We start from the raw sequence: 15,414 nt of genomic DNA, 5'->3' as shown, positions 1-15,414 counted from the left end.
GCAGCGTAATAAGTATTTTTGTTGCGCTGCACGTGCAGCATGATATGACCAGACGACCGAGGAAAGGACGCGATTCATGGCCCACGACGGACAGGATATGACCGAGATGACAACTGCTGCAGTTTTGCCCGATCTTCTGAATTTGACCCGGGCTGCCCTACCCGCGGTAGAAGCTGTTTTTGAAAAAGCCCGTGAATCCGTGCGCGACATGGTCTCGGCGGATGGCCGTATCTCTGGCGCTCTGATCGAGGCAAACCAGACCGCCGCGCATGGGCTGGCATGGCTGGCCACGTATAATCAGTCGCTGCAACAAATGCAGCGCTGGGCCGAAGCACTTCAGGCCGAAGGCAAGTTCGGCGAGCTCGAGCAGTTGCTTCACCAGATCGCCTTTGGCGAGTACCTGCATCAGGTCGCAGGTGGCATCCCGATGAACCAGGGCGAGGTCGTGCGCCTTCAGGACATGGGTCTCGGCTGGGATGCGCTGTCGGGCTTTCAGTCGTCCGAAGTACAGACCTTGATGGCGCAGGCGAATTCACAAGCCGCACGCAGCCGTTTGGTCGAGCTGATGCAAGATCAGGCCGGCGCCACAATGTTCGGCGCGTCGGGCCTGGACGAAGAACTGGAAATGATCCGCGACCAGTTCCGCCGCTATGCGCAGGAAAAGGTCGAACCGTATGCCCATGAATGGCACCTCAAGGATGAGCTGATCCCGCTGGAAATCATCGAAGAACTGGCGGAAATGGGCGTTTTCGGGCTGACCATCCCGGAAGATTTTGGCGGTTTCGGACTGTCCAAAGCATCCATGTGCGTCGTTTCCGAAGAACTGTCGCGTGGCTATATCGGCGTCGGCTCGCTGGGCACGCGTTCGGAAATCGCGGCCGAGTTGATCATTGCCGGCGGTACGGACGAGCAAAAAGCCAACTGGCTGCCAAAACTGGCCAGCGCTGAAATTCTGCCGACGGCTGTCTTCACTGAACCCAACACCGGCTCGGATCTTGGCAGCCTGCGCACCCGTGCCGTGAAGGACGAGAACGGTGATTACCGGATCACCGGCAACAAGACCTGGATCACCCACGCCGCGCGGACCCATGTCATGACGTTGCTGGCGCGGACCGATCCCGACAGCACCGATCACCGCGGCCTGTCCATGTTCCTGGCGGAAAAGACACCCGGCACGGACGACAATCCCTTCCCCACCCCCGGCATGACCGGTGGTGAGATCGAGGTTCTGGGATACCGCGGCATGAAGGAATACGAGCTGGGCTTTGACGGCTTTCACGTCAAGGGTGAAAACCTGCTGGGCGGTGAAGAAGGCAAGGGTTTTAAACAGCTGATGGAAACCTTTGAAAGTGCCCGTATCCAGACCGCCGCGCGCGCCATTGGCGTGGCGCAAAGCGCGCTGGATATCGCCATGCAATATGCCATCGACCGCAAGCAATTCGGCAAATCGCTGATCAACTTCCCGCGTGTCTCGGGCAAGCTGGCAATGATGGCGGTCGAGATCATGATCGCGCGCCAGCTGACCTATTTCAGCGCGTGGGAAAAAGACCACGGCCAGCGCTGTGATCTAGAGGCCGGTATGGCCAAGCTGCTTGGCGCGCGTGTGGCCTGGGCTGCGGCGGACAACGGGCTGCAAATCCACGGCGGAAACGGCTTTGCACTGGAATACAAGATCAGCCGCGTTCTGTGCGACGCACGTATTCTCAACATTTTCGAAGGGGCGGCCGAGATTCAGGCACAGGTCATCGCACGACGTCTGCTCGGGTGACCCATTCCGGCAGCCCTGTTTCCCCGACTGGCCCGGCGCTTGCGCCGGGTCTTTTTCCTGTTTTGTACAATCTGTACGCGGTCCGAACCATGCAGAGTGTGTTTTGTACAAAACATACCATCGCCCCTCGTAGCCCGCGTGACGGTCACAAATGACCCACGTGTTTCAAAACTTCCCCCTTTGATCCCGCCCCTTTCACCGGTAGAGCATCAGCCGAACACGAGACGTCGAAATTAACTTTTGGGATACCGCATGACCCGATCTTTCCTTGCCATGTGTGCTGTTCTTGCGGCTCTTGCTCTGGCGGCTTGCACCACGTCTCAACCGACGGTGAGCCGGAACGATATTGATGCGCTGGCTCAGTCGATCCAGGCGCTCGGGTCGGATGTCGATCCGGCCGAGGCTCAGAGGGCGGCCACAATCGCCTATTCCTACTCGCAGCAGTTGGCACGGGATTGGAATGTCACCGACCCGGCTATCATCCACAACGCCAAGGTCATCAACGGGTTCCGCGAAAAGGGCCTGTGCAATGACTGGGCCGAAGCGATGACCAAACGCTTGCGGCAGGAAAATTTCCAGACGCTGGACCTGAACTGGGCCACGTCGCCGCCGACCCCGTTTCGCATCATCCACCATTCGGCATCGATCAGCGCCAAGGGGGACACAATGTATGACGGTATCATCCTCGACCCATGGCGCAACAGCGGTGCCTTGTTCTGGGCGCCGGTGCGTGAAGATACGCGCTATAACTGGAAACCCCGGCAGGAAGTGCGTGCGCAACTGCTGAACGGGTCTCTTCCTTACTGATCCGGTTCCAACAACATCCCCTATGCGCTAAGACCCAGCCATGACTCGTCTGATCCTGACCCTGCCCTTGTTGGCACTGTTCCAATGCGACAAGGACGAAACCGTCGCCGCCTATGGTGCGGCGGACCAGATTTGGGTGCTGCAGGAGATCGATGGTCAGCCCTATGAGGCGAGCGCTCTGCTGCGGTTTCCGGAAGAAGGCAGGATTGCCGGCAACGCTCCGTGCAACAGCTATGACGGAACACTCAACGCGCCTTACCCTTGGTTTGAGGTTCAGAACCTCAACGCGACGCGCGCCGCCTGCGCGGGACTCGAGGCGGAAGGGGTCTACTTTGCCGCCCTCATGGCCATGACCCAATCCGAGGTGTCAGGCAATGTTCTGATTCTGCGCAATGAGGACGGGCACGAGATGGTGTTCACAGCCGCCGAGTGACCTGATCCACGAACCGAGCCCGCGCTTCGGGCAGCGGATTATGCCCCAAAGACGGAGCAACGCGGTGCTCCAGGAAATATCCGGTTGTGCGCAGGGCCTCTGCGACCTCGGCATCGGGCGCAGTGCCCTCACCTCGCAGACAAGGCGGCAGAGGCAACAGCTTGTCCGCCCATTCCCCGGCGCCATTGGCGCTGACGGAACGGCCTGTTTTGGGGGATACATAGATCAATCCTTCGGTCACACCGGTCACGGCGCAGGCTGTCAGATCAAGGCCAAAGCCAAGTTCGTCAAGCAACGCGAGCTCCCATCGCAGATAGGCCAGAGGCCAGACCTCGTCCTGCCCCAACAGATCCATCAACTGTTCCGTCCGGGAATAAAGCGCGGGGTGTGGTTCCCGTTCGGGCAGACAAAAGGACAACAGCGAAACGACCGCGTTCAGCCCGGACAAGGCCAGCCGCCCTGAAAAAGCGGCTGCCGCACGGGACCGCAGGGGTTCGACCTGAAAGGTGCCGATATGTTCTTCCAGCCGCGCACGCCACAGCACGTCCAATTGCGCCCCAGGTTGCAGGATCGGCGCGATCTTGCGGCTGGTCCCGCCGCGCACCACACCTGCGTGGCGCCCGTGGCCTTCGGTAAAGACCTCGATGATCGCCGCTGTTTCACCATGGCGGCGTAATGTCAGGAGTATTCCGTGATCGCGCCAGTCCAAAACCTGACCCTGTTGCTGGTTTGGTTGGTTCGCAGAAAATCCCAAGCGACGTTGGCACGCAAGAGCGGAAGTGCTTCAACCCCTTTTCAGCGCGTGTTCTTTTCCGAAGCTGCCATAGTTTTGTGACTTCGCGCCACCCGGCTTGTACGTGTTTTTACGACCCCCAACTGCGCTTCAACAAAAGGGGCCGCAGCATGATCGATGACGAACCGAAACCCGCCACATATTACGACGAACTCGAAATCTGGACACCGGATCCAACGGCGGCAGACATGCAGGTCTATGAGACATTTGCGTCAGCCATCGTCGAACTTGTGCAGGTTTTGGATGACAACAAGCCGATGTTGTCGAGGGATGTCTACGCACGCTTTTCTGCCTCTCTGCTGCACCTGTCCAGGGTGTTGGGCGAGTACGAAGACGGGTGGAACGGCGGACATGGCGCGTAATCCCAAGACATGCATAGACTGAAGGGCAGAGCATCGGCTTTTCATTGCAACGGTCTGGTCCGATATAGCGACCAGACCTGACCACGGTGGATTCCGTTGTGCCTCAACATGAACCCGCCGCCATTCATCAGATCACCGATGTGCCCCGGCAGAACGCGCCTGCTGCCCGTTGGCCGATGGAAACCCCGTCTGTCGTCTGGGGTATCGCCAACTGCGGGCAAAAGAATGCGTTGCTTTAATCCCGTTCAGGCCATAATGTTCTACTTATGTTCCAAAAATGGGATTCCCAAAATGTCTCTTAATTACGTCATGATCGGTTCCAACGACGTTGCCAAGGCACGCAGCTATTACGACGCGGTTATGCCCCGGATCGGCGGAAAGGTCGTCGCTGAGTATATGCCGCATGCCGTATGTTATGAGCTGCGCGGCGGCGGATGCATATGGGTCGCGACACCGTTCGACAAAAAAGACGCGACGATCGGCAACGGAAACATGGTTGGCCTGCTGTGCCAAAGCACAGAGGAAGTGCGTGAGGCGCACGCGGCCGCGCTTGCAAATGGCGGAACAAACGAAGGTGATCCGGGGGACCGCCCCCAATATGGCCCAAACTTTTTTGGTGCCTACGCACGCGACCCCGATGGGAACAAGATGAGCTTTGTCTATTTTGGCGACGCGGATTGATGGCCCCGAGCATCGTCTGCGACCGCGAACAAGAAAGACCCAAGCCAGCGTGAAGTTCAGAACGTCACACCCGCATGAACCAGAATTCCTATGACCATCAGCAGGTTCAGCACCATCGAGATACCGTTGCCCACATAGATGGGCAACTTGCCGACCACCAGACCATATGCGAACCACAGGAAGGACAGCCCGGCATAAAGCGACCAGGACAGAAGCGACTGACCAGTAGCGTGTTCGGAATGGGTGAAGTAGAGCTTGATCAGTTGCGGAAGCGTGGCAAAAGGACCAACAACCCCGACAAAGACCATGAAGCTTTCGAAACGCTGCATCCAGTGGCCGAGTTCCGATTTTTCCAGTTTCTCAGCAAGCGTTTTAGCCACGAAAGCACCTCTTGGTTGCGCCTGTCCACAGGGCAAGCCAGCCCTGCCAGTGTAATTGCCGGGGTAAAATAGTCATTTTGGTCTCTGCGTCAAAGACCCGTCTGTACCGTGGTCACTCCAGCCCTTCTTCGCCCAGCAGGTGCCGCCCCTGCCGGTCTTCGACCTCGATCACCCAGAGGTCGGGGTCAAAGCTGCGTTGGCGCTGAATGGCCTGGTCGACGTCACCTTCAAGGCCGGACGAGAGTTCGACCCATTTCCGTTCGCCACTCATCAGATCAAAGCTGCGTTGGAAGGCAACGGCCTGCCCGTTTAGTGTGTTCAGCTTGACCAGAACTGCGCCTGCGGTGTCATCGCCATGGGCAACCACATAGGCCGGGATATCCTGAAATCGCAGCCGCGCCAGATAGGCGTGAACCCAGAATTCCGCCGTCAGCCGCGTCATGCGTTTCCGTCTTTGAAATCCAGCCCCATTTCCGAATACCGCTCGGATTCTTCCAGCCAATTGGGCCGGACCTTCACTTGCAGGAACAGGTGAATCCTGCGGTCGAGGAATTCTTCCAGCTCGGCCCGTGCGGCCTGACTGACGGCCTTGATCGTCTCGCCCTTCTTGCCCAGAACGATGCCCTTGTGGCCGTCGCGCATGACATAGATGACCTGATCGATCTTGGCAGAGCCGTCTTTGCGCTCTTCCCAGTTTTCGGTCTCGACGGTCAGTTGATAGGGCAATTCCTGATGTAGACGCAGGGTCAGCTTCTCGCGCGTCATTTCGGCGGCGATCATGCGCAGGGGCAGATCGGCGATCTGGTCTTCGGGATACAACCACGGGCCTTCAGGCAGTTCAGAGGCCAGCCACTTGCGCAAGTCCTCGACGCCGTGTCCCTTTTCAGCAGAGATCATGAAGGTTTCGGCAAACGGGTAGCGCGCGTTCAGGTCACTGGTCAGCGCGAGCAGCTTCTCGGACTGCACCTTGTCGATCTTGTTGATGGCCAACGCGATCGTGCGGCCCTGCCCGATCTCTTCCAGACCTTCAAGGATGCGCTCGACGCCTTCAGTAATGCCACGATGCGCCTCGACCATGAGCACAACGATGTCGGCATCCGCGGCCCCGCCCCATGCGGCGGCGACCATGGCGCGATCCAGTCGGCGGCGGGGTTTGAACAGGCCCGGCGTGTCGACGAAGACCAGTTGCGCGTCGCCTTCCATCGCCACGCCGCGGATACGCGCGCGGGTGGTCTGCACCTTATGCGTCACGATCGACACCTTGGCCCCGACCATGCGGTTCAGGAGGGTGGATTTGCCCGCATTGGGCTCTCCGATCAGGGCGATAAATCCGGCGCGTGTGGTCATGTGTCTGGCAATCCTGTCTGCAACTGCGCCCCCCTATAGCAGAAAGGGGCGGCGGGCCAGAGGGATTTGTCGCATTGCAGCCCTGCGCTTGCAGTGGCAGGACAGGATTAGATGCCCAGCCAGTTCCAGCCCGGCAGCAAATCCTTTCAGTGAGGTTGTCATGAAACGTCGCGAGTTTCTTCTTGGAAGCGGTGCCGCCGCTGGTGCGTTTGGGTTGGGCGGATGGTCGCTAGCGGCAGGCAATGCGGCGCAGGAGCTGGTGCTGCAACCCGCCAGTTACCGGCTGCGCGAAGGGCTGACCACAGGGATGGTCAGCCTGTCGCCCGATGCGCCGCCGCCGATTCTGTATGGGCGGCAGGGCGAGCCTATGCGGCTGAGCGTTCGCAACACCTTGCCGGATTATACCTCGATGCACTGGCACGGGCTGCGCATTCGAAACGGGATGGACGGGGTGCCCTACCTGACCCAAATGCCCATCGGCGAGGGCGAAAGTTTCGCCTATGAGTTCACGCCGCCGGATGCGGGCACGTATTGGTATCATCCCCATTGCATGACGATGGACCAGATGGCGCGCGGGCTGACCGGCGTGATGGTGATTGCCGAGCCGGACGAGCCGGGGTTCGACAGCGAGCAGGTGGTCAATCTGCGTGATTTCCGTCTGGACGAGAATGACGCGTTCCTGCCGGCCTATACGGCGCGAGGTGCGGCGCGGGCGGGCACGTTTGGCACGGTGCAGACCGCCAACTGGCAGAGCGAGGCGGTCTATGAACACACGGCGGGTAGTCTGGTGCGGCTGCGGGTGGTCAACACGGACACGACCCGCATCTATAGGTTGCATCCTGAGGGGGCCGAGACCCGGATCATCGCCTGGGACGGGCATCCGGTCGAGATCGATCTGCCGGTGCCAACGGCGGACGAACCGCTGTTGCTGGGCCCCGGTCAACGGGTGGATATTGCCGTCCGGATGCCCGAGGGCGAAGGGCAGTCGGCGGACCTGATAGCCAAGTTTCCCGGTCAACCACATCGCGCCATGGCGCGCTTGCGGGCGACCGGCACATCAGCGGCGCGCGATCTGAGAGAGCTGCGCCCATTGCGTGCAAACCCTGTCGCGCGCCCAGATCTTGATCAGGCCGAGTTGCATGAATTCGTGTTCGGCTGGACCCCGGAAGGCGGCGCCCCGAATGACGGGTTCTGCGGGTCGTTGGGCTATAGTTTCTGGTCGATCAACCGCACACCCTGGCCGGGCGATGCGGCGCAGGAAACCGGGCCGCTGGCCGTGCTGCAACGGGGCAAGAGCTATGTTTTGCGATTGCGCAATGAATCGCCCAATCTGCACCCGATCCACCTGCACGGGCTGGCCTTCGTGCCGCTGCGATCCAACCTGCGCACCCTGCCACCGCTGATGACGGACACGATGCTGCTGTTGAAGGATGAGGTGGCGGATATCGCACTGGTGGCGGACAACCCCGGCGACTGGGCGTTTCATTGCCATGTGATCGAACATCAGAAAACCGGGCTGACCGGGTTCATTCGCGTGGAGTGATCAATGAAAACCGTCGGCCCGACACCGGACCGACGGATAGTACGGGTCAGATCACGGGTGACGGCGCAGGATGGGGTTCAGCACGGCCACAAACACGATACCGTACAAAACGTGTCCGATCAGCGCGACCCATGTGATGCCGACAAAGTTCAGGAACGGTGGCAGACCGGCAAAGGTCGTGACACCTCCGATAGCAAACACCCACAGACCGAAACCATAGATTGCCGAGGCTACAAAGATGTGGGCCGGACCCAGAACCTTGACCCAGATTGGCTGGAAAATAAGGAACCAACCCAAAGGATAGGCAATCAGGCCGACAATGTAGAAATGCACAAAGAAGCCCAGAAAAGCGTTGCTGGGCAGGCCCAGACTGGACAGCAAACTCTGCGCCAGACCTTCGGGTGACAGGTTGGCCCAGCCGATCCCGGGACTGACAACCTGCCCCCAGAAATCGAAGGCCATGGTTGCCACAAACCCGGCAATGAACAGAAAGCCGATATTGACGAGCGAGAGTTTTGCACGTTGCATTAGATTGCCTTTTTTATGTTGTTTTCTGAGTGCTTTGACCTGCCGTAGCCTGACTGGTGCCAAAACGACTGATACCCAGATACAGGTCGCCTGTCGTGGCTTCTATAGTCTTCAAGTTAGATTGAAGTTTGTGACAGGCCGAGCTTAAACTGAGATCAGCCGACCCGCTCCAGCAAGGCCTTGGCGGCCGCCTGTTCGGCCTGGCGCTTGGAACCTGCCGTGGCTTGTGCCTCGGTTCCGTCCTGAAGGCGGGCGGCGATGGTGAAGACGGGGGCGTGGTCGGGGCCGCTGCGTTTGACCTCGACATAGCTGGGTGGTTTCTGGCCGCGCGCCTGCGCCCATTCCTGAAGCGCGGTTTTGGCGTCGCGGGCGTCGGCCTCGACCTTATGGATGCGGTCCCCCCAGAGGGCGAGGATGACATCGCGGGCGGCCTCAAACCCCGTATCCCGATAGATGGCAGCGATCACGGCCTCCATCGCGTCGCCCAGCAGCGCTTGCTTGCGACGGCCACCGGACAGCATCTCGGACCGGCCGAGTTTCAACACCGCGCCCAGGTCAATCTGGCGGGCCACATCAGCGCAGGCTTCTTTGCGGACCAGTGCGTTGAACCGTGGGGCCAACTGACCCTCGGACGCCTTCTTGTCAGCTTCAAGCAGCGCAGTGGCCATGACAAGGCCCAGCACCCGGTCTCCCAGAAACTCCAGCCGCTGATTGTCGGGGCGGGTGGACGAAGACACCGAGCCATGGGTCAGCGCGCGCACCAGCAGTTCGGGGTTTTTGAACTCATACCCCAATCGCCGCTGGAACGCCTTTATTTCAGCCGAGAGCTTCAATTGACCGCCTTGAAGAACCGATCACCGCGCCATGTCCAGAAGAACAGCATCGAACGGCCCGCGGACGAGAACATGATCCGGTCGGCACGACCGATCAGGTTTTCGTAAGGCACGTATCCGACACCACCGGCAGATTGCGGCAGACGGCTGTCGCTGGAATTGTCACGGTTGTCACCCATGAAGAAATAATGACCCTCGGGCACGGTATAGATGCCGGTATTGTCCGATGCCTGGTTGCCGATATTCAGCACGTCATAGGACACACCGTTGGGCAGGGTTTCGATCAGGCGCGACTTTTCACAGGTACCACCGATTCCAACAGGGCCGTTTTCACAGCGGGGGCGCAGGCGCTGCGGGCCTTGCGGTTCGGCAATTTCAGTAAACACGCCGTCGGGCTGCTGAGGAACCGGAGTGCCATTGAGGATGATCTGGCCATTGCGGACCTGGATCCGGTCGCCAGGCAACCCAATCAGGCGTTTGATATAATCACGCCCGGTGACCGGATGGCGAAAGACGATGACATCGCCACGTTCGGGATCACCGCCCCAGATACGGGTATTGTCTTCGCCCTGCATCCAGCCACAGATATCTTCGGCATCCACGTTCAGGCCGACGCTGGGGATGATCAGGCTGGGGCAGGATGCGTAGGAATAGCCATAGGCCATCTTGTTGACGAAGAGGAAATCGCCGATCAGCAGCGTCTGCTTCATCGAGCCCGAGGGGATCCAGAACGGTTGAAAGAAGAGGGTGCGGAACACGCCGGCAATCAACAGCGCGTAGACGATGGTCTTGATCGTCTCCCAGACGGGATTTCCGGTTTTGGCGTCCTCGGCCATTCTGCTCGCTCCAGTTCTTTGCTTGGCTTCGCTGCTACATGCGGGGGGGATGGGGGCAAGTCAAGGCTGCGCGGGCTGATCTTGAACTGGACGCGCCTCGATCACCACAAAAGCCTGCGCCCAAGGGTGATCATCGGTCAGGGTGACGTGGATGATCGCCTCGTGCCCGTCGGGGGTCATTTCCTTGAGGCGCTCGGCGGCCCAGCCGGTCACGTGCATCACCGGTTGGCCGGTGCGCAGATTGGTGACGGCCATGTCCTTCCACGAAATGCCCATGCGCAGGCCGGTGCCGAGCGCTTTGGAACAGGCCTCTTTCGCGGCCCAGCGTTTGGCATAGGTTCCGGCCGTATCGGCGCGGCGTTCGGCCTTGCGCTGTTCGGTGTCGGTGAAGACCCGGTTGCGGAAGCGGTCGCCGAACCGGTCGAGCGTGCCCTGGATGCGGTCGATGTTTGCGAGGTCTGTGCCGATTCCGAGGATCATGACAACCGCACCGTGAGGATCTTGTAACTCGCCACCCCGAAGAACCCGGCAAAGGCGAAATCGAACCAGCGGCGGGCGCGGCGGTAGGTTCGAACCAGGCGTTCGGAGGAAAACAGAAACGCATAGCCGATAAAAATCATCAACGATCCAGCATAGAGCATGGCGAAATAGCCCAGCAGCATCGACAGGCTGGCATCGCTGGGGGCGACGATGGCATAGATCGAGCCCCAGCTGAGGATCGCCTTGGGGTTCGTCAGGTGGATGGCGGCACCTTTGGCGAAGATCGTCGGCAGCGCGCCCGTGACCGGTTTGCCCAAAGCGACCTCATCCGCGGTCATCGCGCGGCGCAGGGCCTTGAGGGCCAGCCAACCCAGATAGGCCACGCCGACATAGCGGATCACTTCGAACACCCAGACATTGGCCAGCATGATCGCCGACAGGCCAAGCGCCGCAGCAATGCCCCAGGCGGCGGACCCGGCACAGATGCCCAGCGCGAAGACCAGACCAGCGCGGCGGCCTTCGTTCATGGCGGTTCCGGCAATGCCCATCGTGGCGGGGCCCGGAGAGCCCCCGGCCATCAGCCAGGCGAACCAGATGGCGACAAAGCCGGGGGTGATCACGCGCGCGCCTCGTCCATCAGGCGACGCATTGCCTGAATGGCCGGGGTCATGCCCAGAAAAATCGCCTCGCCAATCAGGAAATGACCGATATTCAGCTCTTTTACTTCTGGGAAAGCGGCAACCGGTTTTACGGTGTCATAGGTCAGGCCATGGCCCGCATGAACCTCGAGCCCAAGCGAATGGGCGAAGGTGGACATCTGGCGCAGCGACTCAAGCTCGCGTTCGGCATCTTCCATGCGACCTTCGGCATGGGCGTCGCAATAGGCGCCGGTGTGCAGCTCGATCACTTCGGCACCAATGCGATGCGCGGCTTCGATCTGACGCTGATCGGCGGCAATGAAGATCGACACGCGGCAGCCGGCCTCACGCAGGGGCGCGATGAAATGCGCCAGCTTGTTTTCCTCGCGCGCGACTTCAAGCCCGCCTTCGGTCGTGCGCTCTTCGCGCTTTTCAGGCACGATGCAGACCGCGTGAGGCTTGTGGCGCAGGGCGATTTTCTGCATCTCGGGCGTCGCGGCCATCTCAAAATTCAGCGGCACCGACAGAACCTCCATCAACCCGTCGATATCGGCGTCCGAGATATGGCGTCGATCTTCGCGCAGATGCGCGGTGATGCCATCCGCCCCCGCTTCTTCCGCCAGTTTGGCAGCGCGCAGCGGATCTGGATAATCCCCACCCCGCGCATTGCGCACGGTGGCCACGTGATCGATGTTCACACCCAGACGCAGATGGTTCTCAGACATCACTCGATTCCTTTTGCATGTTTCTGCCCGAGCCTAGAGGCTCTGCCGAAGAAACGGCAGCCGAATCTTCGGCCAAACGCTTGATTTCCTCGAACTTCGCCTTGATCCTGGCGCGGCGGCGCTGCTGATACGTCAGGATCAGCGGCAGGCTGAGGTAATAGCAGATCACCCCCGCAACGACGCCCGGAATGATCCCACCGATCATATAAGGATAGAAGACGTCATCGTAGAACTGCGACAGCCCGTGCCAGTCGGCCAGGCGATCCGTAAACAACGCCAGAAAATTGTTCTTGAGGTCCCCTATAGCGCTGGCGAATTTGCCCATCAGCCCTTGTGTGTCGCCTTCTTCGTATTCTGTCCCCAGCAGGAAATGCCCAGTCTGAAGACAGATCACCCCGATCGGAACATAGGTGAGCGGGTTGCCAAAAAACGTGCCGCTAAGCGCGGCCAGAATATTTCCCTTGATCAGCCGGGCACCGATGGCGGCGACAAGAAAATGCAACCCGTAAAACGGCGTAAAGGCCGCGAAAACACCCGCCCCTATACCGCGCGCGATCCGGTCAGGGGTATCCGGCAAGCGCCGGACGCGATGTTTCACGTAATGGAAGGCGCGGGTCCATCCGCCACGCGGATAGACGAAATCCGATGCAATCTGGACTGGAGAGCGTCGGTCTCGGCGCTTGAATACCACCCGTGATCACCCCTTCTCAGCCAGCCGCGGTCGCGGTTTTGGTCCGGTCCCGATAACGTTCGACCGCTGCAACGTCGCTTTCCGCCTCCAGCATCAGCATGAGTGAATGAAGCTGTTCAAGGTCGCGCAGTTCGACATTGATCAGAAGGCGGTAAAAATCCGGTTTGCGGTCAACAAATTCCAGGTTCGAGATATTGGCCTTTTTCTCGCCGATCAATGTGCAAATACGCCCCAGAACCCCGGCATCGTTGCCAATGGTCAGATCCAGCGTCGCGCCATAGACGGCCGGGTGCGTGCCCGAATGCCAGTGCAGATCGACCCACCGGTCAGGTTCGCCTTCGAACTCGCTGAGCCGATCGCAATCGATGGCATGCACGACCACGCCCTTGCCCCGATAGGTGATACCGACGATACGTTCCCCCGGCAGCGGCTGACAGCAGGGGGCCCGGTCGAACTTCTGCCCCGGCTCCAGGCCAATCACCGCACGGCGCAGCGGAATGGCGTCGCCGTCGTCCTTGGCAAGTTCGGGATAGACGGCCTGAACCACCTCATGTGCGGTCAGTTCGGCGCTGCCAAGGCGGGCCAGCAGCTCGTGCCGGTCTTTCAGGCGCAGGTGTTTTGCTGCGGTATCCAGCGCCTTGTCGGTCGCCTTGCGGCCCACGTGCTCGAACCCGGAACGGGCAAGTTCCTTGCCCAGCTTGATGAATCGTTCCCGATCCACCTCGCGCAGGGCGCGGCGAATGGCGGTACGGGCCTTGCCGGTGACTGCAATCTCCAGCCACGTGACCTGCGGCGTCTGACCATCGGCGGTAATGATGTCCACGGACTGGCCATTCTTGAGCCGCGTCCAGAGCGGAACGCGGATCCCGTCAACCTTGGCCCCGACACAGGCATGACCGATCCGGGTGTGAATGGCATAGGCAAAATCGATCGGCGTCGCGCCACGCGGCAGCTTCACCACGTCGCCCTTGGGGGTGAAACAGAACACCTGGTCCGAATACATCTCGAGCTTGACGGCCTCGAGGAAGTCTTCGTGATCTTCCTCGTTGTCGAACTGCTCGGTCAGATTGGAAATCCATTTGGCCGGGTCGACGGCGAACGGGTTCTCGGTGCGCACACCGTCGCGATAGGACCAATGCGCCGCGACCCCGGTTTCGGCCACGTCGTGCATCTGGCGGGTGCGGATCTGGACCTCGACCCGTTTGCCGTCCCGGCCGGAAACCGTGGTGTGGATCGAGCGGTAACCGTTCGATTTGGGCTGGCTGATGTAGTCCTTGAAGCGCCCCGGCACCGCGCGCCAGCGCTGGTGGATGGCCCCCAGGGTTCGATAGCAGTCTTCCTCGGTCTGGGTGATGATGCGGAACCCATAGATGTCGGACAGGCGCGAAAAGCCCTGATCCTTTTCCTGCATCTTGCGCCAGATCGAATAGGGTTTCTTGGCGCGGCCGAACACCTCGGCCTCGATCCCGGCCTTTTCCAACTCGTGCCGCATGTCGCCGGTGATGCGATGGATCACGTCGCCGGTCTCGCGTTGCAGGGTAATAAAGCGACGGATGATCGACTGGCGGCCTTCGGGATTGAGAACACGGAAAGCCAGGTCTTCCAGTTCCTCGCGCATCCACTGCATACCCATCCGGCCCGCAAGCGGTGCGTAGATGTCCATCGTCTCGCGCGCTTTGACGATCTGTTTTTCGGGACGCATCGCCTTGATCGTCCGCATGTTGTGCAAACGGTCGGCCAGCTTGACCAGAATGACGCGCAAGTCCTTGGACATGGCCATGAACAGCTTGCGGAAGTTCTCGGCCTGCTTGGTCTCGCGACTGGACAGTTGCAGATTGGTCAGCTTGGTGACGCCGTCGACCAGTTTGGCGACTTCATCCCCGAAAAGTTCAGCCACCTTGCCATAGTTGGCCTTGGTGTCTTCGATCGTGTCGTGAAGCAGCGCCGTGATTATGGTCGCATCATCCAGACGCTGTTCGGTCAGGATGGCGGCAACGGCAACGGGATGAGTGAAATAGGGCTCGCCGGAATGGCGGAACTGCCCTTCGTGCATCTGCTGGCCAAATTCATAGGCCAGCGCAATGCGGTCAGCATTCGTCTTGGGATTGTAGTTGCGGACCAGCGCAATCAGATCGTCAGCAGAAATCATCCGGTCCGCACCTTCGTCTTCAGGGCTTACCCCTGCCCTTGAGCCTCCATCAGAGCGCGCAGGAGCTTCTCTTCCGACATGTCGTCCATGGCGGGTTTGTCCGTTTCGGCACCCATCAGCAGCGCCATCTGATCTTCTTCGGGCTCATCAACCTCGATCTGGGTCTGGTTGGCCTCGATCAGGCGCTCGCGCAGTTCGTCCGCGCTTTGGGTTTCATCGGCGATCTCACGCAGAGACACGACAGGGTTCTTGTCGTTGTCGCGGTCAACGGTAATCGCTGCACCGGCGGAAATCTCACGCGCCCGATGGGCGGCGAGCATCACCAGCTCGAACCGGTTTGGAACCTTGTCTACGCAATCTTCAACCGTCACGCGGGCCATTGGGCGCTCTCCGTTTCTGAATCCATGTCAGGAAGGGGTT

At 60.1% G+C, this 15,414-nt stretch carries 19 protein-coding genes; 6 read left to right on the top strand and 13 right to left on the bottom strand.

Features of this window, described 5'->3' with window-relative positions; genetic code table 11:
• Positions 1–76 precede the first annotated feature (76 nt).
• The 3 genes from ACR0LI_RS18125 to ACR0LI_RS18115 all read left to right on the top strand — a co-directional run bounded on the left by ACR0LI_RS18125 (position 77) and on the right by ACR0LI_RS18115 (position 3,008).
• Complete coding sequence (locus tag ACR0LI_RS18125; protein WP_480718973.1) at positions 77–1,768, top strand: acyl-CoA dehydrogenase family protein; 1,692 nt, start codon at positions 77–79, stop codon at positions 1,766–1,768.
• Positions 1,769–2,020: 252 nt separating this feature from the next.
• Complete coding sequence (locus ACR0LI_RS18120) at positions 2,021–2,575, top strand: hypothetical protein (RefSeq protein ID WP_171637548.1); 555 nt, start codon at positions 2,021–2,023, stop codon at positions 2,573–2,575.
• A gap of 40 nt (positions 2,576–2,615) precedes the next feature.
• On the top strand, positions 2,616–3,008 hold the full coding sequence (locus ACR0LI_RS18115; RefSeq protein WP_171637551.1) for an META domain-containing protein: 393 nt from the start codon (positions 2,616–2,618) through the stop codon (positions 3,006–3,008).
• On the opposite strand, the gene recO is transcribed toward ACR0LI_RS18115, so the two are convergent.
• Positions 2,992–3,717 carry a DNA repair protein RecO gene (recO, locus tag ACR0LI_RS18110; protein ID WP_171169330.1) on the bottom strand — a complete coding sequence of 242 codons (726 nt, stop codon included), beginning with the start codon at positions 3,715–3,717 and terminating at the stop codon, positions 2,992–2,994. The two genes, ACR0LI_RS18115 and recO, sit on opposite strands and share 17 nt — an antisense overlap.
• A 194-nt stretch (positions 3,718–3,911) precedes the next feature.
• On the opposite strand from recO, the gene ACR0LI_RS18105 reads away from it, so the two are divergent.
• Both ACR0LI_RS18105 and ACR0LI_RS18100 read left to right on the top strand, forming a co-directional pair.
• On the top strand, positions 3,912–4,163 hold the full coding sequence (locus tag ACR0LI_RS18105; RefSeq protein WP_171637553.1) for a hypothetical protein: 252 nt from the start codon (positions 3,912–3,914) through the stop codon (positions 4,161–4,163).
• Positions 4,164–4,454: 291 nt separating this feature from the next.
• Positions 4,455–4,844, top strand: coding sequence for a VOC family protein (locus tag ACR0LI_RS18100; protein ID WP_171637555.1), 390 nt, complete (start codon positions 4,455–4,457; stop codon positions 4,842–4,844).
• 56 nt (positions 4,845–4,900) lie between these two features.
• Here ACR0LI_RS18100 and ACR0LI_RS18095 read toward each other — a convergent pair whose 3' ends face one another.
• From ACR0LI_RS18095 to era, 3 genes are all read right to left on the bottom strand, one after another.
• On the bottom strand, positions 4,901–5,224 hold the full coding sequence (locus tag ACR0LI_RS18095) for a SemiSWEET transporter (protein ID WP_171637557.1): 324 nt from the start codon (positions 5,222–5,224) through the stop codon (positions 4,901–4,903).
• A 112-nt stretch (positions 5,225–5,336) separates the two neighbouring features.
• The gene (locus ACR0LI_RS18090) at positions 5,337–5,666 is read right to left on the bottom strand and encodes a DUF1491 family protein (RefSeq protein ID WP_171724856.1); all 330 of its coding nucleotides are present in this window, start codon (positions 5,664–5,666) and stop codon (positions 5,337–5,339) included.
• Positions 5,663–6,571, bottom strand: coding sequence for a GTPase Era (era, locus tag ACR0LI_RS18085; protein ID WP_480718972.1), 909 nt, complete (start codon positions 6,569–6,571; stop codon positions 5,663–5,665). The genes ACR0LI_RS18090 and era overlap by 4 nt, the downstream gene beginning before the upstream one ends.
• A 160-nt stretch (positions 6,572–6,731) precedes the next feature.
• On the opposite strand from era, the gene ACR0LI_RS18080 reads away from it, so the two are divergent.
• Complete coding sequence (locus tag ACR0LI_RS18080) at positions 6,732–8,114, top strand: multicopper oxidase family protein (protein ID WP_171637559.1); 1,383 nt, start codon at positions 6,732–6,734, stop codon at positions 8,112–8,114.
• 51 nt (positions 8,115–8,165) lie between these two features.
• On the opposite strand, the gene ACR0LI_RS18075 is transcribed toward ACR0LI_RS18080, so the two are convergent.
• From ACR0LI_RS18075 to rpoZ, 9 genes are all read right to left on the bottom strand, one after another.
• Positions 8,166–8,642: a hypothetical protein gene (locus tag ACR0LI_RS18075; protein WP_171637561.1), complete on the bottom strand. Its 477-nt coding sequence runs from the start codon at positions 8,640–8,642 to the stop codon at positions 8,166–8,168.
• Positions 8,643–8,797: 155 nt separating this feature from the next.
• Positions 8,798–9,475 (bottom strand): ribonuclease III, encoded by a 678-nt coding sequence (gene rnc / locus ACR0LI_RS18070; RefSeq protein ID WP_171637563.1) that lies wholly within the window; start codon positions 9,473–9,475, stop codon positions 8,798–8,800.
• Positions 9,472–10,311, bottom strand: a complete 840-nt coding sequence (gene lepB / locus ACR0LI_RS18065) for a signal peptidase I (RefSeq protein WP_171229134.1) — start codon at positions 10,309–10,311, stop codon at positions 9,472–9,474. Before lepB ends, rnc begins: the two co-directional genes overlap by 4 nt.
• A 60-nt stretch (positions 10,312–10,371) precedes the next feature.
• Positions 10,372–10,791, bottom strand: coding sequence for a holo-ACP synthase (acpS, locus tag ACR0LI_RS18060; protein ID WP_171637565.1), 420 nt, complete (start codon positions 10,789–10,791; stop codon positions 10,372–10,374).
• A complete protein-coding gene (locus ACR0LI_RS18055) occupies positions 10,788–11,411 on the bottom strand; it encodes a LysE family translocator (protein ID WP_480718971.1) in 624 nt (207 codons plus the stop codon). Before ACR0LI_RS18055 ends, acpS begins: the two co-directional genes overlap by 4 nt.
• Positions 11,408–12,154: a pyridoxine 5'-phosphate synthase gene (locus ACR0LI_RS18050; protein ID WP_171637569.1), complete on the bottom strand. Its 747-nt coding sequence runs from the start codon at positions 12,152–12,154 to the stop codon at positions 11,408–11,410. The genes ACR0LI_RS18055 and ACR0LI_RS18050 overlap by 4 nt, the downstream gene beginning before the upstream one ends.
• Positions 12,147–12,845: a DUF2062 domain-containing protein gene (locus ACR0LI_RS18045; RefSeq protein WP_171637570.1), complete on the bottom strand. Its 699-nt coding sequence runs from the start codon at positions 12,843–12,845 to the stop codon at positions 12,147–12,149. The genes ACR0LI_RS18050 and ACR0LI_RS18045 overlap by 8 nt, the downstream gene beginning before the upstream one ends.
• 16 nt (positions 12,846–12,861) lie before the next feature.
• Positions 12,862–14,994 (bottom strand): RelA/SpoT family protein, encoded by a 2,133-nt coding sequence (locus ACR0LI_RS18040; RefSeq protein WP_171637571.1) that lies wholly within the window; start codon positions 14,992–14,994, stop codon positions 12,862–12,864.
• A gap of 26 nt (positions 14,995–15,020) precedes the next feature.
• Positions 15,021–15,374 carry a DNA-directed RNA polymerase subunit omega gene (rpoZ, locus tag ACR0LI_RS18035; protein ID WP_117869873.1) on the bottom strand — a complete coding sequence of 118 codons (354 nt, stop codon included), beginning with the start codon at positions 15,372–15,374 and terminating at the stop codon, positions 15,021–15,023.
• Positions 15,375–15,414 lie beyond the last annotated feature (40 nt).

The sequence above is a fragment of the Ruegeria sp. CL7 genome, assembly GCF_056536445.1.
This window is presented reverse-complemented; position numbering and strand designations above follow the sequence as displayed.

Bases quoted from the DNA above. Each gene is read 5' to 3' on its own strand.
- ACR0LI_RS18125 (WP_480718973.1), top strand. From the start codon at position 77: ATGGCCCACGACGGACAGGATATGACCGAGATGACAACTGCTGCAGTT.
- ACR0LI_RS18120 (WP_171637548.1), top strand. From the start codon at position 2,021: ATGACCCGATCTTTCCTTGCCATGTGTGCTGTTCTTGCGGCTCTTGCT.
- ACR0LI_RS18115 (WP_171637551.1), top strand. From the start codon at position 2,616: ATGACTCGTCTGATCCTGACCCTGCCCTTGTTGGCACTGTTCCAATGC.
- ACR0LI_RS18105 (WP_171637553.1), top strand. From the start codon at position 3,912: ATGATCGATGACGAACCGAAACCCGCCACATATTACGACGAACTCGAA.
- ACR0LI_RS18100 (WP_171637555.1), top strand. From the start codon at position 4,455: ATGTCTCTTAATTACGTCATGATCGGTTCCAACGACGTTGCCAAGGCA.
- ACR0LI_RS18090 (WP_171724856.1), bottom strand. From the start codon at position 5,666: ATGACGCGGCTGACGGCGGAATTCTGGGTTCACGCCTATCTGGCGCGG.
- era (WP_480718972.1), bottom strand. From the start codon at position 6,571: ATGACCACACGCGCCGGATTTATCGCCCTGATCGGAGAGCCCAATGCG.
- ACR0LI_RS18080 (WP_171637559.1), top strand. From the start codon at position 6,732: ATGAAACGTCGCGAGTTTCTTCTTGGAAGCGGTGCCGCCGCTGGTGCG.
- ACR0LI_RS18075 (WP_171637561.1), bottom strand. From the start codon at position 8,642: ATGCAACGTGCAAAACTCTCGCTCGTCAATATCGGCTTTCTGTTCATT.
- lepB (WP_171229134.1), bottom strand. From the start codon at position 10,311: ATGGCCGAGGACGCCAAAACCGGAAATCCCGTCTGGGAGACGATCAAG.
- acpS (WP_171637565.1), bottom strand. From the start codon at position 10,791: ATGATCCTCGGAATCGGCACAGACCTCGCAAACATCGACCGCATCCAG.
- ACR0LI_RS18050 (WP_171637569.1), bottom strand. From the start codon at position 12,154: ATGTCTGAGAACCATCTGCGTCTGGGTGTGAACATCGATCACGTGGCC.
- ACR0LI_RS18040 (WP_171637571.1), bottom strand. From the start codon at position 14,994: ATGATTTCTGCTGACGATCTGATTGCGCTGGTCCGCAACTACAATCCC.
- rpoZ (WP_117869873.1), bottom strand. From the start codon at position 15,374: ATGGCCCGCGTGACGGTTGAAGATTGCGTAGACAAGGTTCCAAACCGG.